Origin of the sequence: Arthrobacter sp. ZBG10 (assembly GCF_001238605.1) — a bacterium.
In the GTDB taxonomy this organism is placed as follows: Bacteria; Actinomycetota; Actinomycetes; order Actinomycetales; family Micrococcaceae; genus Arthrobacter.
Map to the genome: position 1 here is coordinate 13,470 of NZ_LFQH01000024.1, position 20,588 is coordinate 34,057.

At 64.3% G+C, this 20,588-nt stretch carries 16 protein-coding genes; 5 read left to right on the forward strand and 11 right to left on the reverse strand.

Annotation, left to right across the window (positions count from 1 at the left end):
- The first annotated feature begins 96 nt into the window (after window positions 1–96).
- Window positions 97–1,389 carry a glycoside hydrolase family 27 protein gene (locus ACU18_RS05950; RefSeq protein ID WP_050684614.1) on the forward strand — a complete coding sequence of 431 codons (1,293 nt, stop codon included), beginning with the start codon at window positions 97–99 and terminating at the stop codon, window positions 1,387–1,389.
- A 133-nt stretch (window positions 1,390–1,522) separates the two neighbouring features.
- Here the strand turns inward: ACU18_RS05950 and ACU18_RS05955 are convergent, their stop codons facing one another.
- The 6 genes from ACU18_RS05955 to tcuA form a co-directional block, all read right to left on the reverse strand.
- On the reverse strand, window positions 1,523–3,268 hold the full coding sequence (locus ACU18_RS05955; protein WP_050684615.1) for an amidase: 1,746 nt from the start codon (window positions 3,266–3,268) through the stop codon (window positions 1,523–1,525).
- Entirely contained in the window at window positions 3,265–4,347 is a 1,083-nt protein-coding gene (locus tag ACU18_RS05960; protein WP_050684616.1) for an agmatine deiminase family protein, read from the reverse strand. The genes ACU18_RS05955 and ACU18_RS05960 overlap by 4 nt, the downstream gene beginning before the upstream one ends.
- Window positions 4,348–4,482: 135 nt before the next feature.
- Window positions 4,483–5,190, reverse strand: coding sequence for an alpha/beta fold hydrolase (locus tag ACU18_RS05965; protein WP_050684617.1), 708 nt, complete (start codon window positions 5,188–5,190; stop codon window positions 4,483–4,485).
- Window positions 5,191–5,199: 9 nt separating this feature from the next.
- Window positions 5,200–7,515, reverse strand: a complete 2,316-nt coding sequence (locus tag ACU18_RS05970) for a beta-L-arabinofuranosidase domain-containing protein (RefSeq protein WP_197273526.1) — start codon at window positions 7,513–7,515, stop codon at window positions 5,200–5,202.
- Window positions 7,516–7,865: 350 nt separating this feature from the next.
- Window positions 7,866–8,552, reverse strand: a complete 687-nt coding sequence (locus ACU18_RS05975) for a GntR family transcriptional regulator (protein ID WP_050684619.1) — start codon at window positions 8,550–8,552, stop codon at window positions 7,866–7,868.
- A 70-nt stretch (window positions 8,553–8,622) separates the two neighbouring features.
- Complete coding sequence (tcuA, locus tag ACU18_RS05980) at window positions 8,623–10,107, reverse strand: FAD-dependent tricarballylate dehydrogenase TcuA (protein ID WP_050684620.1); 1,485 nt, start codon at window positions 10,105–10,107, stop codon at window positions 8,623–8,625.
- Between the two features lie 246 nt (window positions 10,108–10,353).
- Here tcuA and ACU18_RS05985 point away from each other — a divergent pair, with 246 nt between their 5' ends.
- The 3 genes from ACU18_RS05985 to ACU18_RS05995 are packed head-to-tail and all read left to right on the forward strand — an operon-like array spanning window position 10,354 to window position 13,483.
- A complete protein-coding gene (locus tag ACU18_RS05985; protein ID WP_050684621.1) occupies window positions 10,354–11,334 on the forward strand; it encodes a Bug family tripartite tricarboxylate transporter substrate binding protein in 981 nt (326 codons plus the stop codon).
- On the forward strand, window positions 11,331–11,975 hold the full coding sequence (locus tag ACU18_RS05990; protein ID WP_050684622.1) for a tripartite tricarboxylate transporter TctB family protein: 645 nt from the start codon (window positions 11,331–11,333) through the stop codon (window positions 11,973–11,975). Before ACU18_RS05985 ends, ACU18_RS05990 begins: the two co-directional genes overlap by 4 nt.
- On the forward strand, window positions 11,975–13,483 hold the full coding sequence (locus ACU18_RS05995; RefSeq protein WP_050684623.1) for a tripartite tricarboxylate transporter permease: 1,509 nt from the start codon (window positions 11,975–11,977) through the stop codon (window positions 13,481–13,483). The genes ACU18_RS05990 and ACU18_RS05995 overlap by 1 nt, the downstream gene beginning before the upstream one ends.
- 90 nt (window positions 13,484–13,573) lie before the next feature.
- Here the strand turns inward: ACU18_RS05995 and rsgA are convergent, their stop codons facing one another.
- The 3 genes from rsgA to ACU18_RS06010 all read right to left on the reverse strand — a co-directional run bounded on the left by rsgA (window position 13,574) and on the right by ACU18_RS06010 (window position 17,422).
- On the reverse strand, window positions 13,574–14,713 hold the full coding sequence (rsgA, locus tag ACU18_RS06000) for a ribosome small subunit-dependent GTPase A (RefSeq protein ID WP_157407587.1): 1,140 nt from the start codon (window positions 14,711–14,713) through the stop codon (window positions 13,574–13,576).
- Window positions 14,714–15,030: 317 nt separating this feature from the next.
- Window positions 15,031–16,071 carry a hemolysin family protein gene (locus ACU18_RS06005; protein ID WP_050684624.1) on the reverse strand — a complete coding sequence of 347 codons (1,041 nt, stop codon included), beginning with the start codon at window positions 16,069–16,071 and terminating at the stop codon, window positions 15,031–15,033.
- Window positions 16,064–17,422, reverse strand: coding sequence for a hemolysin family protein (locus ACU18_RS06010; RefSeq protein ID WP_050684625.1), 1,359 nt, complete (start codon window positions 17,420–17,422; stop codon window positions 16,064–16,066). The genes ACU18_RS06005 and ACU18_RS06010 overlap by 8 nt, the downstream gene beginning before the upstream one ends.
- Before the next feature lie 144 nt (window positions 17,423–17,566).
- On the opposite strand from ACU18_RS06010, the gene ACU18_RS06015 reads away from it, so the two are divergent.
- Window positions 17,567–18,298 (forward strand): ParA family protein, encoded by a 732-nt coding sequence (locus ACU18_RS06015; RefSeq protein ID WP_050684626.1) that lies wholly within the window; start codon window positions 17,567–17,569, stop codon window positions 18,296–18,298.
- Window positions 18,299–18,855: 557 nt separating this feature from the next.
- Here the strand turns inward: ACU18_RS06015 and ACU18_RS19575 are convergent.
- Together ACU18_RS19575 and ACU18_RS19580 are read right to left on the reverse strand one after the other, a co-directional pair.
- On the reverse strand, window positions 18,856–19,578 hold the full coding sequence (locus ACU18_RS19575) for a hypothetical protein (RefSeq protein WP_157407590.1): 723 nt from the start codon (window positions 19,576–19,578) through the stop codon (window positions 18,856–18,858).
- A gap of 311 nt (window positions 19,579–19,889) precedes the next feature.
- Window positions 19,890–20,345, reverse strand: coding sequence for a hypothetical protein (locus ACU18_RS19580; RefSeq protein WP_157407593.1), 456 nt, complete (start codon window positions 20,343–20,345; stop codon window positions 19,890–19,892).
- Between the last annotated feature and the right edge of the window lie 243 nt (window positions 20,346–20,588).

Consider the following 20,588-nt stretch of genomic DNA (forward strand, 5'->3'; position numbering starts at 1 on the left):
TTGCTGTCAAGGCTCGTCCAGGGTTGCAACCGCCCGTCAGGAAGCTGTTGATGATGTGGGGTGGTGCCTTGATTTACAACGTTATAGATTTGTCGGATGACACTTGCGCAGACGCCACCGATGGGCTGGAACAGCTGGGACTGCTTCGGCACGTCCGTCACCGAGGATGAGGTCCTGGCAAACGCGGCCTTTATGGCCGAACATCTTTTGCCGCACGGCTGGGACACCGTGGTGGTGGATATCCAGTGGTACGAACCGGCGGCCCGGGCGGGCGGCTACAACGACGGTGCCGTCCTGGAACTCGACGCCTACGGCCGGCAGCTTCCGGCCGTGAACAGGTTTCCTTCGTCCGCCGGCGGGCTGGGGTTCAAGCCGCTGGCGGACCGGATCCATGGCATGGGCCTCAAGTTTGGCCTGCACATTATGCGCGGCATCCCGCGGCAGGCCGTCCGGGACCGGCTCCCCGTTGAGGGAACGCAGGTCACGGCGGACCAGGTGGCCGACACGGGATCCTCTTGCGAATGGAACACCGACAACTTCGGCCTGGACCACGGCAAGCCGGGCGCCCAGGCCTACTACGACTCCCAACTGCGCCTTTTTGCCGCCTGGGGTGTGGACTTTGTTAAGGCCGACGACATGCTCGGCCCGTACTTTGCGGAGGAAATCGCCGCGTACCAGCTGGCCATCGGGCGCAGCGGCCGGGATATGGTGCTGAGCCTTTCACCGGGCAAGGCGCTGTCGTTGGCGCGGCTGGAGCACCTGCGGGCCAACGCCCAGATGTGGCGGGTTTCCGACGATTTGTGGGACATCTGGGACGACGTCGAAGCCCAGTTCGCCCGGCTGGCGCGGTGGGCGCCGCACCAGCAGCCCGGACATTGGGCGGATGCGGACATGCTGCCAGTAGGTAACATCGCGCTTCGCGCCGAGCGTGGCCAGGAACGGCTCAGCCGCCTGACGCGCGACGAACAGCGCACCATGCTCTCGCTCTGGTGCATTGCCCGCTCCCCGCTGATGCTGGGCTGCGACCTGCCGTCCTCGCCGCCGGAGACCCTGGAACTGCTGACCAACACGGACCTCCTGGCCGCCCTCAAGGACAGCCACAACAACCGTGAACTGCTGCGGGACGGGGACCTGGTGGTCTGGGCGGCGGACAGCACGACGGCGGACGGCGGCTTTGTGGCGCTGTTCAACACCGGGACCGGCGCCGCGTCACACATCATGCTGCTGGCTGACCTGGGGCTTTCAGTCCTCCCGGATGCCGGCACATGGCGGCTCCGGGAGGCCTGGAGCGGGCAGGAGGCAGTCGCTGCCGCCGTGGACGGGATGCCCGCACTCGCGGTGGACCTGCCGCCGCACGGGGTGCAGTTCTTCAGCTGCTTCCGCGGCTAGGACAACCCGTCCGCCAGGGTGCTGTCGGGTTCTGCACCATCAATCGGCTCGGCCCGGCTGCCGGACCCGCACTTCCGGGGTGTGGCCACCGCGCCGGTTGGTTTGATGGTGCAAAACCCGCCAGGCGGAAGCTCTAGCTGGTGCGGGGCGGCGGTACCCTCCGGCTGCCGGTGGCCTCGAACGCGGCCGCCAGGTTCAGCAGGGCGTTGTCGGTGTAGGCGCGGCCGGCGAACGTGAGGCCCACCGGCATGGCGACGTCTGCAGCGAGGCCCATGGGCACGGTGACTGTTGGAATGCCAAGGTGCCGTGGTACCAGGTTCCCGTTGGCCACCCACACGCCGTTGCGCCAGGCCTGGTCGGCTGAGTCCTGGTTTGTGTCGGCATCGGCCGGGCCCACATCCGCGACGGCGGGAAATACCACGGCGTCCAGGCCCAGGCCGTCCATCCACTCCTCCAGGTCAACGCGCCGGGTTTCCTCCAGTCCGGCCAGCCCGTCCGCGAGTTCCGGCATCCCGTCGAGGGTGGGAACCCCGTGGGCGCGGATCCAGGCAGGGTAGTCGCTGATATCGTCGTCGAACCCGTCGTAGCGGTCCGGGAGGGAGCCGTCCGGGGCGGGGAAGATCATGGCTCCGTCCACCTGCGCCAGCGTGTTGAGGCGCGGATCGGCGTTGGCCGCCAGGAAGTCGTGCCAGGCCCAGGCGGAAAGGTCCACGATTTCGCGGCGGAGGTAGGCGGCGGAGACCAGGCCCCGGGTGCCGAGCGTGGGGGCGCCGGGCCGGTCGCCCTCGTAGTTGGAGACCACCGGGAAGTCGACGTCCACAACCTCGGCCCCCGCGGCTTCCAGGCTTTTATGGGCAGCGCTCCACAGGTCGATGATCGACTGCCGGGTGTGGATGCGTTGGCCGGTGGGGCCGCCGATGCCCAGCGCAGGTGCAGTGCCGGCGTCGGGATCCGCGTTGATGTACATCCGCGGGATACCCAGCCGTTTGCCGGCCAGGATCCCTGCCGCCGCGGCAGGGTCGGCAACGGCCAGGTCAGGGTACGACGGCGGCCGGACGGCAGATGCCGCGGGGATGGGGATCCATGGCTGGACGCGCCAGAAATCGCCGCGGGTGTTCGCGTCGTCGGCCACCACAACGTCAAGGACCTCGAGGAGGTCGGCCATGGTCCGGGTGTGGGGGACCACCACGTCCATGGTGGGGACCAGGGGCCAGTTGCCGCGCACGGAGATCACTCCCCGGGAGGGGGTGTAGGCGCACAGGCCACTGTTCGACGCCGGCGCGCGGCCGGATGACCAGGTTTCCTCGGCCAGCCCGAACGCCGCAAAGCTGGCGGCCGTTGCTGTGCCGGAACCGTTTGACGAGCCGGAGGCGAAAGCGGCCGGGAGGTAGTCGGCGTTGTAGGGGGACTCGGCCCGGCCGTAGGCGCCGCGCTGCATACCGCCGTTGGCCATGGGCGGCATGTTGGTCAGGCCAATCAGGACGGCGCCCGCCGCCCGGAGCCGCTCGATGGTGAAGGCATCCTGTTGCGCCACGAGGTCCTTGAATGCCGGGGATCCGGCGGCCACGGTCAGGCCCCGAACCTTGTAGCTGTCCTTGGCGGTGTAGGGAATGCCGTCCAGTGGGCCCAACGTTTCCCCGGCTGCCCGGCGGGCATCCGACGCCCTGGCTTCCGCAACTGCTTCGGGGTTCAGCACCACCATGGCATTGAGGCGTATGCCTGAGGAGTCATATGTCTGAATTCGCTCAAGGTACTGCCGGACCAGGGCTTGGCTGGTAGTGGCGCCGGTCTCCAGGGCCTGCCGGAGCTCCCTGATTCCCGCTTCCACAACGGAGAACGCAGCTTCTTCGCCGTCCTTCCCGATGCTGGCCGGCGTCATGCCGATGGCTCCTGGGGTGCCGGCTGCTGCTGGGTGATGCAGTGGATGCCGCCGCCGAAAGCGAAGATGTCGCGCGCGTCCACCAGTTCCACTGCCCGTCCCGGGTAGGCGCGGGCCAGGATGCCGGCCGCGATGGAATCGTTGGCATCGTCGAACCCGCACAGGACCACTACTCCGTTCGCGACGTAGTGGTTGATGTACGACCAGTCCACAAAACCCTCGTCATCCGTGAGGACAGTGGGGGCGGGGACGTCAATGATGCGCAGCGGCCTGCCCTGGGCGTCCAGCTTCCCCGCAAGGGCGGCGCGGACTTCCTGGTACACGGCGTAATCAGGGTGGGAGGGATCCTGCTGCTGGTGCAGCAGTATGGTACCGGGGCCGGCGAAGGCAGCCACGATGTCCACGTGGCCGCGGGTGCCAAATTCGCCGTAGTCCCGGGTGAGGCCGCGGGGGAGCCAGATCGCCATTGTGGTGCCCAGGGCCGCGTGGATTTCCGCCTCCACGGATTCCCGGGTGGCGCCAGGGTTCCGGTGCGGGTCCAGTTGGACGGTCTCGGTCAGCAGGACGGTCCCGGCGCCGTCCACGTGGAATCCGCCGCCCTCGTTGACCAGGGTGCTGCTGCGCACGGACGTGTCCGCGAAGCCGGCCACTGACCGGGCCACATCCTGGTCGTTGTCCCATGCTGCCCAGTGCTGGGCGCCCCAGCCGTTGAAAGTCCAGTCCACCGCGGCCAGGGAGCCGTCACCTTGGTGCACGAAACTGGGACCGCTGTCGCGGAGCCAGGCGTCATCCAGCTGGATTTCAACGACGTTGATGTCCGCGCCCAGCCATTCCCTCGCGGCCGTGGCGTCCCGCGGGTGTGCCACCACCGTGACCGGCTCATAGCGGGCGATGGTGTGGGCGACCGCGGTCCAGGCGGCCCTGGCTCGGTCCAGCGTGGCACTTCCGGCGGGTCCAAAAGTGTCGTTGGGGGGTGGGAATGCCATCCAGGTCCGTTGGTGGCGGGCCCACTCTGCGGGCATGAGGGTGGCTGGCTGAGCCGCGGCCGAAGGGGCGGATGGGAGGGTTGCAGTTTTCATGGCTTGGCGCAGGTCTTTCTGTGGTGGCCGTCAATAAATGAATGACATTCATTTATTATGGGGACGTCGACGTGCCCACGCAAGGGTTTAGCCAGAAGCACTTCGGGAACCTGCATCCGTCAGCCGCGGATCAATCTAGCCGGCGCTGCCGTCCACAGACGCCAGAATTGCCTGCGCCAGTTCCCTCGGCCGGGTGAACTGCGGCCAGTGCCCGGTGGGCAGGTCGACATATTCCACCTCGCGCACAAGGGCCAGCTCCGCAACGAACGGATGCCCCGCCGCCATCCATTCGCGGAGCACCGCCGACGGGAACTCGCAGGCAATGACGGTCACGGGAACCTCGTAGCGCCGGTCATCGTGCAGGCGCTGCCGGCCAAATGCCACCCCTTTTGGCTGGGGGATGGCGCGCTCCCGGAAGCTGGCGCGGATCCGGTCATCGAGATCCACCAAATCCGCGTCCTCGAAAGCGTCCCAGGGCGGAAGGGGAACGTCCGGACCTTCGGATGGCAGTTCGTCATTGATCACGCCGCCCTCGCCGAGGGGCCCGCTGTCCACATAGATGGCCCGCGCCACCAGGTCCGGCCGGGCATCGACTGCCCCGTGGATGACAGCACCACCGCCGGAGTGGCCCACCAGCACCACCGGCCCGGACAAGGCGTCGATTGTTTCGACGACTGCATCCACGTGGTGGTGCAGTTCAATGCCCTCCCGATTGGCGGTGGGTGATTCCAGGCCGGGCAGAGTGAGGGGGTGTGGACGGTGGCCGGCGGCCTCCAGGGCCGGTGTCACCTCGTCCCACGAGGAAGCGTCCAACCAGAATCCGGGAACCAGAATGATGTCCATGACCGAACCCTACTCCAGGCCGTTGACCAACTGGACGGACACAAGGCGTCCCGTGCGGAAGCCCGGGACGGCCGTAACGGTGAAGACGAGCCCGTCCCCGTTGCGTGCCACGCCGGTGATGTCGAAGTCGCTGGCCGGCGGGCCGCCGTCGTCGGGCCCTTGGGCCGGACCGGTCAGGAGCGCCCCGTTCAGCCGCAGGATGTGGTGGTGCGCGTCGCCGGGCAGGAAGCGGACCCGCAGGATTGTGGCCCGGTTCGCCGGATCGGTGAGGACATAGGAGAACCAGCCGCCGGCGTCCCGCCAATGGAGCCCTCCGGCGCCCCCGGCCACGGTGTCTTTCCCCGCGAATTTGTGGTCCGCCTCGGGCTGCTGCTCTCCGGCTGCAACGGCATCCACCACCCGGGCTGCCCCGGCGGCGGCCCGATCCAGGGCCTGCAGGCTGGTCCGCAGCTCTGCCGGTTCACCCGTAGGCCAGTACACGGTATAGCGGCAGTCGTGGATCCGGTGGAAGGGCTCCAGGATGACCGTGGCAGGCTGTCCTGCCGGATCGATGACGTCCAGCTCGGCCGCGAAGGATGGGGTGCGGCGCCGGGAGAGGGCCTCCGGATCCGGTACCACGGGCGTTCCGGCCAGTGGCTTCAACGTTCCCGCGGCGACATGTCCCATGCGCTGGTCAGCGGCCTCGAATCCGGGGACGCCATCAGTGCCGCCCCGGGCTGCCAGGACCATCGGGCCGTACCGGAAGGAAACCCAGGGGGACCCGTCCGGCAGCGCCTCCGCCTGGAATCCCGCGGTCAGCCGGATCCTGACCGTAGAGGTGCCGGCCCAGCGGCGGACAAGGCGGACGTCCCCGGCCTCGGCCGGAGGGGTGGCCTGGGTACTTCCCTGCCCGCCGCCGTCGACCGTCATTGCCGTGGCCCAGCCCGGCCTGCGCAGCCGGACGGTGGCGTCCACCGGAGCAGCAGCGGTGATGGTCAGCGTGACCAGGCCGGAACCCGGAAAGTCGGTTTCGAGCCGGACCGTAAGTCCGCGCTCTGTCCAATCCAGCGTGGATGGGATGTAGAGGTTGACCAGGAGGTCGGTGTCTGTGTGGCTGTAGATCAGCTCGCCGTAGCGGGCATGGTTCTCCAACCCGGACCCCACACAGCACCACATCGACTCCTGCGCTTTCGAATATACGCGGTAGTGCCCGGGGCGCATGGGTGTGAAGTACACCAGGCCGCCGCTGGCAGGATGCTGCGAGGACAGGATGTGGTTGTACGTGGCGCGTTCATAGAAGTCGATGGCGGCCGGGTCGCCGGAGGCCTCGAACCGCAGCTGCGCCAGCTTCAGCATGTTGTAGGTGTTGCACGTCTCCGGTCCCTGCGGGTCCTGGACCATCGATGAGAAGTCGGCTGCCGGGTGGAAATGCTCGCGGACACTGTTCCCGCCCACGGAGACCGAACGCTTGGACACCACTGAATCCCAGAAGGTGTCCACGGCCCGGGGATACGCCGGATCGCCGGTGCCGGCGGCCAGCCGCGCGTACCCCACCACCTTGGGGATCTGGGTATTGGCGTGCAGCCCGTCCAGTCGGTCCTGGTACGCCGCCAGGGGATCCAGGATGCTGCGGTGCGCGAACCGGTGCGCCTCCGCCAGGTACCGGTCATCACCCGTGAAGCCCCACAGCAAAGCGAATGCGTCGTTCATTCCGCCGAACTCGGTCCGCAGGAGCCGTTCGAAGGCAGGCTGGTCCAGCCGGGCGGAAACGCCCAGCCACCAGTCCGCCAGGGCGGTGGCCGCCTTCAGTGCGTCCGTGAGACCGGCAAACTGATGGGCATCCAGCAGCCCGGCCAGGGTCTTGTGCAGGTTGTACAGCGGAACCCATCTGCCGTTGAGGGTGAACAGGTCCGCATCGACCTCACCACGGGACAGCTGGTTCCCCAGGTCCCGGCCGCCCGGAACGCCACCCACATAACAGTCCGTTGCCGCGTCCTGGCACCGGACCAGGACCCCGACCACGTATCTGGCATTGGCCAGCAGCTCCGGGTTGCCGGTGGCGGCGAACAGCTTGGCGCAGGCGGAGAGGTAGTGGCCACCGATGTGGCCGCCCATGCCCTCCGACTCCCAGCTGCCGTAAGGGTGGGCCGGGCTTTCCAGGCCTGCCGCCAGGAGATACGGGGCGCAGAGCCGGTCCGCGTCGAGCGACAGGACGTATCTGACAGAGGTCTCCTGGGCCGCTTTGAAGTCGCTGTCGAGGAGGCGGACCCGGTGCAGGGGAAAGGAGCCCGGACCGGTGCGTGTGGGCGGGCTGGTCCTGGTGCTGTGTTCCGGCCTGGTGGGCACAACAATCCTTCCGTGACGAACGCCCTGCCCGGCGGTCATGTGATTGGTTTCAAACCCAAATTTATAACGTTGTAATTGGTTGTCAACAGTGGTGGGGTTTGCGGACAGGTTCCGCTTGCTGATGCCTGCCCGCTCGGACTTGGCCGGATACGGGTAGGTGGTCATGCCAATTTCCCTAGTAACCGGGTACCAATTGGAGGAGGCAGGGAGCATTTCGCCGCCCTGCCTCCTTCGCGGTGGCCTTGTTCTGCGCCCGACGTTCGGGTTGCTGTTGCGAAGGCATGCAGAATCAGGTCCCCGCATACCGGAACTGGATCCGGTGGTCGATGAAGCTGTTGGCCGCGCTGCCGCTAGGAGCGGTGGCTGGTCAGCGGATGCTGAAGGGCTGTTTCCCGGAGAAGCTGCAGGCGCAGTGCGCGCGCCGTTTCCATGTGTTGCCGGGCAATTTTCCCGGCAGTATCTCTGTCCTGCTGTTCGATCGCGTGGATCAGTGCCTCGTGCTCGTTCAGGGATTCGGCCCAGCGGTTTTCCGTTGAGAGGGTGGACCTTGGGGCGTGGATGAGGTGTGTTGACAAGCGGTCCAACAGGTCCCGGAGCACTGCGTTGTGGGCACAGTTCCATACGGCCGCGTGGAACTCAAGATTGGTGGTGATTCTGGTTTGGTCATCCGGGTCTTGGAGTTGCCTGTCACGCTGCAGCAGAGCTTCGAGCCGCATGAGGTCCGTAAATTGCCGTGATGTGGCTGCTTGGCGGGCAGCTTCTTCTTCAAGGAGGATTCGCATGTCATAGATCTGGATGACCTGTTGGGGGTCTACCTGTGGAACCTGCAGGCCCCTGGCAACCCGCTCGAGGAGGCGCTCGTGTTGGAGGCGGGACAGCGCCTCCCGGACCGGTGTCCGGGAGACGCCGAAGCGCTCAGCAAGTGACGTTTCGCGGATAGCTGTGCCGGGCTGATGAACTCCGGACAGGATTTCGCCACGCAGGGTCAGAAAGATGGTTTCGCCATCCACGCGTGAGGCTGATGCTGTATCCGTCACTTGGCTTGTCCTTGAAAATGGTGCTGAGCAATATCCGTACGCCGCTGGCGCGGCGGGTTCGAAGCAAACTTTACGCCAGGGTTCCAGCCCGTCGTCCGAAGACGCAGCCGGCAGCAAGCCCGCTGCCTCCCGGGTAGTTGGCACTGAACAGGCCCCCCAGCATTTCGCCCGCTACGTAAAGGCCTTCCACATGCTTTCCTTCTCCGTCCAGAACCCGGCCATGGGTATCGGACTTGATGCCGCCGAATGTGAACGTGATTCCGCAGGTGACACCGTAAGCGTAGAACGGCCCGGCCTCGATCGGCGCTGCCCAGTTGCTCTTCACCGGGTGCGTGGCAGCGGCGCGGCCGTCTTTGATGTTGGGGTCGAACGTGATGGTGCGGTCGATTGAGTTATTGAAGTCACTGACAGTCTTCGAGAGCTGTTCCGGGTCGATGCCGATCTTGGCAGCCAACTCTTCGAGGGTGTCGGCCACCTTCACGGAGATACCGGGCATGTCGTACTCTTCGGTGCGCAGCATCGGGCGGAGGGAGGCGTCGAAGATCTGGTAAGCCACCGAGCCGGGCTGCTTCAGGATTTCCTTGCCGTACTTGGCGTAGGTGTAATTCCGGAAGTCTGCGCCCTCGTCCAGGAAGCGCTTGCCTTCGGTGTTGACGATGATGCCCAGGGGGTAGCTCTGGCGGGTCAGCCGGTTGGTAAGTTCCCGGTTGCTCTCATTCGTGGCGGTAAAGGCATCCCACTGAACACTGTGGCACGTGCTCCAGTCGCCGCCCTTGGCTGCGCCGATCTCCAGGGCCGCTGCGATCATGTCTCCTGTGTTGTACGGGGTGCCGCGGACCTTGGCGTTTTCCCAGCCTTCGCCGAGGTGTTCGCGCCGCCACTGGGGATCGGACTCGAATCCGCCTGCGGTGAGGATCACCGATTCAGCCGTCAGGCTCAGCTCACCGTCAGCAGTGTCAACTACCACGCCGGTGACGCGCCCGTTCTCGACGATGAGACTTTTCGCAGCGTGACCATAGCGGACATCGATGCCCAGCTCGCCAGCTACCCGGGTGTGGTCTGCAATGAGACCCTCACCACCACCAACGTTGCCCACGTGCAGGCCGCCCCAGAACAAGAAGGAGCCATCCGGGCGCTCGTAAGCCTGGCGCTCATACATAAGGCGGTACTTCAAACCCAGGCTGTTGAGCCAGCGCAGTGTTGGCTGGGATTCCTCGACCAACACCTTTGTCAGGTCCGGATCATTACGTCCCTCGGTGACCTTGGCGAGGTCAGCGGCGTACTCTTCCGCCGAGTACGGGGGCACTTCGGTCCGGCTGTGCCGCTCATCCGGTTCCACCCAGTCCCGCACGTCAGCGAGGCCGCCATGGGCAATCCGGGTAGCGCCGGCGGTGTAGAAGCTGTTGCCTCCTGCCATGTCCTCGTTGCCCTTTTCGAGCAGAACGACTTTCCGCCCGCGCACTGCAGCTGCATGCGCTGCGGTGAATCCTGCGTTTCCGCCACCCACCACAACCACATCAGCGCTCAAGGTCCTGGCTTCATTACCAATAGACATCCGTAAGTCCTTTCACTGGGTCAATGAATCCAACTGTATACAGTCGTATGCAATGCTGCAATAGGGCGGTTTTGATATGCGCGGGACTTGCCAGTGACTGCCATCACATGTATAACTGTATTTCATTGTGTACAACGGTATGCCAACGCATACTGGACTGATGGATCATGGCTCGCACGGCTGGGCCATGGTCCGGCAAGAGTACTTTTCGCACCGCCCAAACAATGTCGTTACGGAACGAGAACTATGAAAAATCCCCTACTCAAAGCAGTGTTCGGCCTGGTGGTCGCCGTGGTGGCCGTGCTTGCGTTCATCAATGCCGGCACGGCAGGCGGAACCAGCACCGCGAGGAACAAGCTCACACTCATCGCCCCGGCAGCACCCGGTGGCGGCTGGGACGGGTTTGCCCGTGAAGGGCAGCAAGCCCTCAAGAGCGGCGGCGTGGTCAACAATCCGCAGGTCGTCAACGTACCCGGGGCCGGCGGCACCATCGGCCTGAGCCAGTTCGTGCAGACCCCGGGACGTGAAGACGCCCTGCTGGTCACTGGCGGTGTGATGGTGGGGGCCATCGAGCTCGGCGACAATCCGGAGTCCATGGCCGATGTGGTCCCTATTGCCCGAATGGCTGACGACTACGCCGCCCTGGTGGTACCTGCCGACTCCGAGTTCCAGACGCTGAACGATTTCCTGGCAGCGTGGAAGAAGAATCCGGGCGGTACCTCAATCGGCGGCGGCTCCCTTGGTTCAATTGACCATCTCCTCAGCGCCCAAGTGGCAAAGACTGTGGGCATCGACCCCAGGGACGTCAACTACATCGCGTACTCCGGAGGCGGGGAAGCGCTGACCTCGCTTCTGTCCCACACCACCGCTGCAGGCATGTCCGGTTACAACGAAGTGAGCGACCAAATCGAAGCCGGCACCCTGCGTGCCCTGGCTATCTCCTCGGAAGAACGGCTGGAAGGCGTGAACGTGCCCACCTTCAAGGAACAGGGTGTGGACGCGGCCATGTCCAACTGGCGCGGATACGTGGCCGCACCGGGAACCACGGAGGAAGCGAAAGCGGAATTCATCAAGATTGTCACCGAGATGCAAAAAACCGAGCACTGGCAGGAAGCGCTGAAGCGCAACAGCTGGACGGATACCTTCTCAACAGGCGAAGAATTCGAGCAGTTCATTACCAACGAAGTTGCAACGGCCCAAGAAATCGTAAAGGACCTCGGCCTATGAGCATCACCCAGCATCAATCCGAAGCAGGATCCTCCATGGAGCCGGGCGGCCAGCAAAAGCGCAGCTTCGGTACAGGCCGCAGTGAATTCGCCGTCGTAGCTCTGCTCTACGCGGTGGCCATCCTCCTGACCATCGGCACGGTCACCATGAACGTGCAGGGCAAGTCCGCCCCGGGTCCACAGTTCTTCCCCATTCTGGTGAGCATCGTCTTGTACGTTTCGGCCACACTGCTGGCCATTCATATCATCCGCACCCCGAACGTCCCGGACAACACCGTCCACCCCGGGCACGGCCAGTTCTCCGCTGACATGCTGCGCGATCTCGGCCACCTGGGGAAAGAGGAAACAGCGTATGGCGATACGCCAGCCTCAGCCGCCACCAAAATGTGGAAGACCTACTCCGATTGGCGTACCGTCGGCATGCTGTTAGCCGGCGTCGTCGGCTTCGTCGCACTGCTGGAATTCCTGGGCTGGATCATCAGCGCGGCAGCGCTGTTCTGGCTCGTAGCCCGCGCCCTGGGCAGCCGCCGCAGCATCTTCGACGTCGGCGTGGGCCTGCTCTTTTCATCAACCATCCAACTGGCCTTCGGCGCCGCGCTGGGGCTCAGCCTGCCCTCCGGCTTCATAGGAGGGATCCTCTAATGGAACAACTCGAACTTCTCATGGGCGGCTTCGCCCACGCCCTGACACCCATGAACCTCCTCTGGGTGCTGATCGGCGCCCTCCTGGGCACCGCCGTCGGCGTCGTCCCGGGACTGGGCTCCGCCATGGCAGTGGCGCTGCTGCTGCCCGTCACCTTTTCGCTGGAACCAACGGCCGCCTTCATCATGTTCGCCGGCATCTACTTTGGCGGTCTCTTCGGCGACTCCACATCCGGGATCCTCCTCAACACCCCTGGCCACTCCTCCGCCATCGCATCCACCTTCGAGGGACACCGCATGGCCAAAAGCGGCCAAGCCGCCAAAGCCTTGGCAACCTGCGCGATCGGGGCGTTCATCGGCGGACTGATCGCCACCACACTCGTGGTGTTCTTCGCACCAACCCTGGTCAAGATGGCCACGGTCTTCGGCCCGGCCGAATACTTCGCCCTGGCAGTATTCGCCTTCCTGGCCATCTCTGCCGTCGTCGCCGAATCCGTGATCCGTGGAATCGCTGCCCTTGGCATCGGTCTTGCCCTGGCCCTCGTCGGAATTGACGGCCCCAGCGGTACTGCCCGGTTCACCCTCGGCATGCCCCAGCTCTTCGATGGAATCTCCATCATCGTCATCACCGTGGGGCTCCTGGCCCTGGGCGAGGTCTTCCACATAGCCTCCCGCATCCACCGCGACCCCGCCGTCACACAGATACAAAGCAAAGGCCGCGCCCGGCTGGGAATGGCAGATTTCCGGAAGGCCCTGCCCGCATGGCTGCGTGGCACCGCTTTCGGCGTCCCGTTCGGACTGATCCCCGCAGGCGGCGCAGAAGTCCCCACCTTCCTGGCCTACGGCACCGAAAAGCAACTCGCCAAACGCAGGAACGATCCCGAGTTCGGCACCACCGGCTCCATCCGCGGCCTCGCTGCACCGGAAGCTGCCGCCAACGCCACCGCCGGAACGGCCATGGGTGCACTTCTCGCACTCGGACTGCCTGTATCAGCCACGGCCGCCATCATGCTTGCCGCCTTCCAGCAGTACGGCATGCAGCCCGGCCCCCTGCTGTTTGAACGCAGCGGCGATCTGGTCTGGACCTTGCTGGCATCACTGTTCGTCGGTCTGGTGATCCTGGTGATGATCAACATCCCGTTCGCCTCCGTGTGGGCCAAGCTACTGAGCATCCCCAAGCACTACCTCTACGCCGGCATCACGGTCTTCTCCATGCTCGGCGTCTATGCAGTGAGCTCGGCAGTGCTTGACCTGTGGCTGCTGATCGCCATCGGGCTCGTCGGATTCCTGATGCGCCGCTACAACATCCCACTGGCACCCGTCCTGATCGCGGTGATCCTCGGCCCCATGGCCGAGACTGAGCTGCGCCGCGCCCTGGCGGTTTCCGAGGGCAACCTGGGAATCCTGGTGGACAGCCCCATCACTATCACCCTCTACACGGTCCTGGCAGCCGCCCTGGTCCTCAGCGCGGTCCAGCACCTCCGCCACCGCGCCGGCCGCAAAGCATAAATTCCCAGCAATCGAGTGAGCGCCCCTGCGCCTCCATCGCCTGCGAAAGGCATTGGAAACGCAGGGGCCTTCTTGATTACGCGTTGCGCCTCACCGCCGCCCGCGCCGGTTCTTCCCGCCGGACCGTTCCTGCTTCTCCGCCAGCCCGCGTTCGGCCGAACGCTGCGAGGTCCCGGCGGAAACCACCTTCTGGTGCCATTCCCGGTAATAGGCGCGTTGCGCCGCCACATCACTGCGGCGGGCCAGGGCCGCCAGCTCGCGCTGCATCTTCCCGTAGCTGAGCCAGCGGCGTTCGGCCAGGCTGCCGTCGGCAAGGGCGGCCTGCACAGCGCAGCCAGGCTCGGTCCGGTGGGCGCAGTCCGCAAACCGGCAGCTCCCGGCCAGCTCCGCCACGTCCCCGAACATTTCCCCTAATCCGTCGGCAGCATCAAAAAGGCCGAAACCACGCACTCCGGGGGTGTCCATCAGGACAGCCCCATTGGGCAAGGGAATCAGCTCCCGGGCCGTGGTGGTGTGCTTGCCCTTGAAATCGCCGGCCCGCACGTCCCCGGTGTGCTGCACCTCGCTGCCTGCCAGGGCATTGATGAGGGTGGACTTTCCGGCGCCGGAAGGCCCCAGGAACACGATGGTGCGGCCCCCGGGCAGGTGGGACAGCAAGGCGTCGATGCCGTCGCCATTTTCAGCGGAGGTGGTGACCACGTCCACGCCGGCGGCCTGCAGGATGACCTTCCCGACGACGTCGTCCGCCACGTCGGCAAGGTCCGCTTTGGTGATGATCACCAGGGGAGTGGCCCCCGAATCCCAGGCGGCCACCAGGGTCCGTTCCAGGCGGTTATGGGTCAGCGGACGGTCCACCGGCACCACCACGCCCACCACGTCCATGTTGGCGGCGAGGACCTGGGCCTCGGAGGAATCCTCGAAGGCGCGTTTTCGGCTGAGCTCTGTCAGGCGCGGCAGGATGCCGAGGATCTGGTGCGGACCGGCCCGGTTGGGCCCGGTCCACACCCAGTCCCCGGTGACGGCGGTTTCCCCGGTCAGCGGGTAGGGCAGATGGGCGGTGCCCTCCTCAGACGCCACTAAGAGGAGTGTTCGGTCCACCCGGACCACCCGGCCGCGGCCGGTGGCACCCGGCAGCGGGTTGTTCTCGAAGTGGGCTGCGGCCCGGGGGCCGTAGCCGTAGTTGATGGGGCCGCCGGAAGTTGCGGCGGTGCTGGGCAAAGGGTTGTTCACGGTGGTTACCTTCGGAAAAGGTCCCCTGCCACTGTCCGGCGTGGATGCCGCTGCGGGCGCCGCTCAGGCGGCGCAGGTGCGGGAGGGGAGGGAATGGTGGTTGATGGCGGGGCGCGCACGGCGCGCAACAACTGCAGTCATCAAAACCACCTCCCATCCTCCGGGGCCTGTTCGAGGCCCGTTCCTTCGTGTGCCCGCGCGGTGGCGGACGCTTTTCACTCTAGCGCCGCCCGCCGTCGTCGGCCAGCCCCTGCGGCGAGAAAGTTGAGTGCACAAACGGGTGGCGCGGTTGGCGCCGCACCACCCATTTGCGCAGGTCAGGCGCTGGTGGCATCCTGTACTTCGCCCACCAGCTCCTCGATGATGTCCTCGAGGAACAGCACGCCGGTGGTCCGGCCCTGCGCGTCGAAGACGCGGGCCACGTGCGCGCCCGTGCGCCGCATGGCGGCCAGCGCGTCCTCCAGTTCCGCCCCTGCGAACGCCGACGCCAGGCGCCGGATCCGCTTGGCCGGCACCGGCGCGTCGAACGTGCCGGGCGCCACCAGGTCCATGACGTCCTTGAGGTGCAGGTACCCGGCGGGTTCCTCGGCGCCGTCCGTGAGGATGTAGCGCGAGAAGCCGTGCCGGCCCACCGCCTGCTGGATGTCGAAGGGCGTGGCGGACTGCGGCAGGAGCACCATGTCCGCCAGCGGCACCTGGACGTCCGCCACGGTTTTGGCCGTGAACTCGAAGGCGTTGGTCAGGGCGCCCGTGGTGTCCTTCAACATGCCGTCCCGGGTGGACTGGGCCACGATGTTTGCCACCTCATCAAGGGTGTAGGCGCTGGTGGCCTCGTCCTTGGGCTCCACTTTGAACAGCCGCAGGATGGAGTTGGCAATGCCGTTAAGGGTCCAGATTACCGGTTTGAAGATCCGGGCCACCAGCACCAGCGGCGGCGCCAGGATCAGGGCCGCACGGGTGGGGACCGAGAACGAGATGTTTTTCGGCACCATCTCGCCCAGCACCACGTGCAGGAACGTGACCAGGAGCAGCGCTGCGATGAACGCGATGACGCCGATCGCTTCGCCGGAGAGTGTGGTCAGGCCCAGCGGGATCTCCAGCAGGTGGTGGATGGCAGGTTCGGAAACGTTGAGGATCACCAGGGAACAGACCGTGATGCCGAGTTGGCTCGTGGCCAGCATCAGGGTGGCGTGTTCCATGGCCCACAGCGTGGTTTTGGCGGCCTTGCTGCCGGCCTCGGCCTTGGGCTCGATCTGGGAGCGGCGCGCCGAAATGACGGCGAACTCGGCGCCCACAAAAAAGCCATTCACCACCAGGAGGACAACAAGCCAGATGATGCCGGGAAGGTACTCACTCATGGGTCAGCTCCTGCGTGATGTCGTCGATGATTCTGTCGTGGGCGCTGCCGGCCGCTCTTGCGCCGGCCGGGGTGAACCGGAGCCGTTCCACGTGCGTGCCCACTACCCGCTCCACCCGCAGCGTGCCGGCGTCGAGCTCCACTTCATCACCGAGCTCGGGGATGCGGTCCAGCCGGTCCGTGACGAAACCGGCCACAGTGTCGTACTCCCCGCCGTCCGGGACTTCAACCCCGGTCCGGTCCAGGAGCTCGTCGGGGCGCAGCGCCGCATCAAAGGTCAGCGAGCGGCCGGTGCGGACCACACCCACCCGGGCACGGTCGTGTTCATCTTCCAGCTCGCCCACAATCTCTTCCACCAGGTCCTCCAGGGTGACGATCCCGGCGGTGCCGCCGTGTTCGTCCGACACGATGGCCACCTGCAGGCCCTGGCGCCGCAGCAGGCCCAGGAGTGTGTCCACGCCCATGGATTCGGGGACGCGGATGGGATCGATCATGAGTTGTTCAGCCCGGACGGCGGGCCGTTCGGCCAGCGCCACGGCGAAGGCCTGCTTGACGTGCAGCACCCCCACCACGTCGTCCCGGTCCCTGCCGATCACGGGGAAACGCGAGAATCCAGTGGCAGTGGCCAGGGCGACGATGTCCTCCGCCGAGTCCTGGATTCCGACGGCGGTCATCCGCACACGCGGGGTCATCACGTCCGCCGCGCTGTGCTCGGAGAACCGCAGTGTCCGGTGCAGGAGGGTTGCATGGTCCTGGTCCAGGACGCCCTCGACGGCGGAGCGGCGCACCAGGGAACTGAGCTCCTCGGCGCTGCGGGCGCCGGAGAGTTCCTCCTTGGGTTCGATGCCGAAGCTGCGGATGATGTTGTTCGCCGTGTTGTTGAACAGCAGGATCACCGGCTTGAACACGGTGGTGAACAGGGTCTGGAACGGCACCACCACCTTGGCGGTGGCCAGGGGCAGCGCAAGGGCGAAGTTCTTGGGGACCAGTTCGCCGATCACCATGGAGAAGATGGTGGCCAGGAAGATGCCGGCCACGGAGCCGACGGCCGGCACAATGGCCTCGGGTACGCCTGCCGACGTCAGGGGAGCGCTAAGCATCCGGCTGATGGCCGGTTCGAACGTGTAGCCCGTCAGCAGCGTGGTGAGCGTGATGCCCAGTTGCGCGCCGGACAGGTGCGTTGAGGTGATCCGGAGGGCTTTGATGGTGGGGCCCAGGCGTTTCTCGCCGCGGGTCTGCCGGGATTCGAGGTCGTGCCGGTCAAGGTTGACCAGCGCGAATTCCGAGGCAACGAAGAATCCGGTGCCGACAGTCAGGACGAGGCCGATGCCGAGCATGATCCATTCATACATTTCGGCGCCCCTCTCCCGTGGTGGCCGGTAATCCGGTCAGATGGCAGAGGGGCCAGGGCATGTGTGAAGGAGGGTCGTCCATGCTGCTTTCAACGCCGGGTCCGGCGGAATGGTTCCCCGGCAGGCACAGCCTGCCGGACCAGCGTGCCGGAGCAGGCGCTGCTGCTCCCGGGAAGCCTAACCGGCATCCTTGCCGCCGAAGATGTTGCACCCGACCAGCTTTCCTTTGCAGACGTGCTTGTGGGGGAGAAGATTCCCGACGTCGCGGTGACGGGTATATGGCCGTCCCTCAGCGTCATTCCAGGAAATCAGAACACCAACAAGGCCACGAAAGCACTGCACAGCGAGCACGGCCGCGAATACCGGCTACGGGAAGCCGTAGAAAAAATCCGGGCAGACTACGACCTGATTCTCTTCGACTGCGCTCCTAGCCTTGACCTACATACCGTTAACGCCCTTACCGCAGCTGATCGCGCCGTTGTGATGACTCAACCAGGGAAGTTTTCCCTCGACGGACTGGGCCAGCTTCAGCAGAGCTTTGAAAGCGTGCAGCGGTACTACAACCCACTATTGACGGTCGCCGGCATTGTGGTGAACGGGGTTCGCAATACGGTGGGGCACCGAAGCTGGGTCCAGGACCTTGAAGACAACACGCCCTGGCCGGTCATCGGGCCGCACGTTCCCATGCGCAGTCTGATCCAGGATGCACAAGAGGCCGCCTACGGACTCCACCAGTGGACCGTGGAAGCAAAGCTGGCCCGGGAGACGTACGCGATGTACGCCCGGCACTACGCAGCCCTGGAAAAACTGGATCTGCAGAAGCATCTTGAATCCCTCTTCCCAAAACACGATTTCAGCGAAATGAAAGGGCTCTAGTCCCATGGCAACCCGACCCACGCCAAAAAAGAGCAGCTTCGGCGGCACTCATTCGATCGAGCACGCCCAGGACGTTCCTTCGACTCCTCTCGTCGCTGCGCAGCCGAACGGAAGCGTCGTTGCCGTCACTGAACCCACGGCCAGCGCTGAGCCCTTGGCGCCAGCTAAGACTAGGCGCAAGCCAGGGCCGGTGCCCGGCGGAAGGGTCAAGAAGAAAGCCGCAGTGTGGGCGGATGAAGAGGTTATCGAAAGAATCCGCGGAGCATGGTTCCACACGCCCACGACCTCAGCAGAGAGGGAAGCGTCGTTCTCCGACTTTCTACTTCAAGCGGCCCTGGTCCGCACCGCTGAACGAGAACAGAAGTACAACCAGGGCAAGGAATTCCCGCCGGCGCCAGCCGGATCCATTGGCGTGGGTCGTAAAAGCTAGGAAAATTATGGACTCGTGTATCCAATAAATCTATTGTATCTATTAGCCTTTACAGGGTGCTGGTTGGCTTTCATCTCGATGCGAGGGCAGTCGTTTGTGTATTGTGCCGGCTCGCGCCGGTTGTTGGTTACGGTGCTTCCCCTAGTGGAGCCATATCAGTCAGGCCTCCAGATCCCGTACGCGTCCACGTGACACCGTTCGGATCCGTAAAAGTAACCGATACTCGGTCCTGCAACCATTTTGTTGCGTCTACCTCCTCACCGAACTCCGCCGGCCAATAATCGGTTTCCATCGTCCACCTCATTGGACGCGCAGGAGTTAGAGTTTCAAGGTTTCGGTCCGAAGGATGTATCTCCTTGAAAAAGGAACCAAGACTAGGGGTGCTAAGATTCACGTTCTTGAGGTTAGCCCCTTGTGGAGCTCGAACTTCACAACGTATCTGTAGCTTCTGTTTATAGACGTAGTTGTTGCGTGGGTCTCCGCGCTGAGTGGTTATGACAAGGCTTGTGCCCTTCGCGCATCTCCATTTCGTCTCCTGCGCGGCCGCTGCTTCTTGCTCCACAATTTCTTGCTCGGCAGCCGCATCCTTGTCAACATCTTTTTGATGCTGTTCTTTCTGAATCCTCAACGACGATGTTTGAAGTCTCAGAGCGAAAAATGCCCCAACGAAGCCGAATAGAGTAACGACTCCTGTAAACCAGTCGGCGGCACTACCCCAGTCCCAGGGGAGTTTGCTCAACAGGACTATTGCGTCCGTGGATAGCATCAGAACACACAGCGCGAGGGCAATCATGAGGCCTCTCTCAAGTTGTGTGCGCTTAGTCCACAAGAAGTCACCGAATTTACTCACCTCACAAGTCTGCCGGACGTGAATCACAACCGGTGACGTCATAACTGTGGGAGACCTGGTGGCTACAGCCAGCAAACACCTAGTGGGCTAGGACCTTGCCTTCGATTCGTTCGCGAACCAACCCCCATGCCGGGCCCAGAGCGATTCCGCGGAGCTGCAGGACTTCTGCTTTATTGAAAGGTCAGGACCCTCTGTGGGCGAGAGCCCTTGTTCCGTGATCTTGCCAGTTCGACCGTTCCTGTTCCAGCAACGGTCCGGTACGTAAAGCGACCGTTACTGGGGGAGCGGTGACTTCATGGCAGGCATGTTTGCTAGTAGATGGGCGTGTACCACTGTTTTGTCTTTTTTGAGTCAGGTGGATTGCCCCACTCCCTAATGTGGTCCATGCGAGGTACTCGGCGTATGCGATCCCACAGCCTCAGCCTCAGGGGGTAAGGCCGATAAAACACTGTCAGATTCGTTCCTAGGGCAGACCTTATGCGGAGGACCTCCTTAGTTCCCCTCCGGAAATGTGCCACCGGCATGCCAGCGTCATTTAGTACTTTGACCTCGCCTCCGTGGAAGTTTAGGAGGCAGGTAATCATCACAGGCGAACGATGAACACGTTCTAATACCCATATGTCGTCCTGAACCTTCGTGAGGTTCCAGGGTTCTTCCCTGCCAATTTGATGCCAATCCATAATCGCCACCAGCAAGGCAAACATCGCGACTATTAGGCTCAGTGCCGTTCCTATCAACGCCCAGAGAGCCAACTCGTTCGCATCCATGGCTGGATCGTCTCACGTTGAAGAAGCTTCGGCAGCAGATGGTGCCATCGTGTTTGACAGCGAGACCGTCAAAAACGACCGTTTCTGACTCACACTCGGCATGCCTCCGAAAAAGCTTGAAAAACACACCTATCGTTAGTCAAAACTGGTTCTCGAAATGAAAATCATTCAAAACGATCGGCAGAGGGTTTTTGACGTGGCTGGCAACGTGATTGGGTACGCAAGGGTTAGCACGAGGGGCCA

Coding starts and splice junctions, on each gene's coding strand:
- ACU18_RS05950 (WP_050684614.1), top strand. CDS start 97: ATGACACTTGCGCAGACGCCACCGATGGGCTGGAACAGCTGGGACTGC.
- ACU18_RS05955 (WP_050684615.1), bottom strand. CDS start 3,268: ATGACGCCGGCCAGCATCGGGAAGGACGGCGAAGAAGCTGCGTTCTCC.
- ACU18_RS05960 (WP_050684616.1), bottom strand. CDS start 4,347: ATGAAAACTGCAACCCTCCCATCCGCCCCTTCGGCCGCGGCTCAGCCA.
- ACU18_RS05965 (WP_050684617.1), bottom strand. CDS start 5,190: ATGGACATCATTCTGGTTCCCGGATTCTGGTTGGACGCTTCCTCGTGG.
- tcuA (WP_050684620.1), bottom strand. CDS start 10,107: ATGTCTATTGGTAATGAAGCCAGGACCTTGAGCGCTGATGTGGTTGTG.
- ACU18_RS05985 (WP_050684621.1), top strand. CDS start 10,354: ATGAAAAATCCCCTACTCAAAGCAGTGTTCGGCCTGGTGGTCGCCGTG.
- ACU18_RS05990 (WP_050684622.1), top strand. CDS start 11,331: ATGAGCATCACCCAGCATCAATCCGAAGCAGGATCCTCCATGGAGCCG.
- ACU18_RS05995 (WP_050684623.1), top strand. CDS start 11,975: ATGGAACAACTCGAACTTCTCATGGGCGGCTTCGCCCACGCCCTGACA.
- ACU18_RS06005 (WP_050684624.1), bottom strand. CDS start 16,071: ATGAGTGAGTACCTTCCCGGCATCATCTGGCTTGTTGTCCTCCTGGTG.
- ACU18_RS06010 (WP_050684625.1), bottom strand. CDS start 17,422: ATGTATGAATGGATCATGCTCGGCATCGGCCTCGTCCTGACTGTCGGC.
- ACU18_RS19580 (WP_157407593.1), bottom strand. CDS start 20,345: ATGGATGCGAACGAGTTGGCTCTCTGGGCGTTGATAGGAACGGCACTG.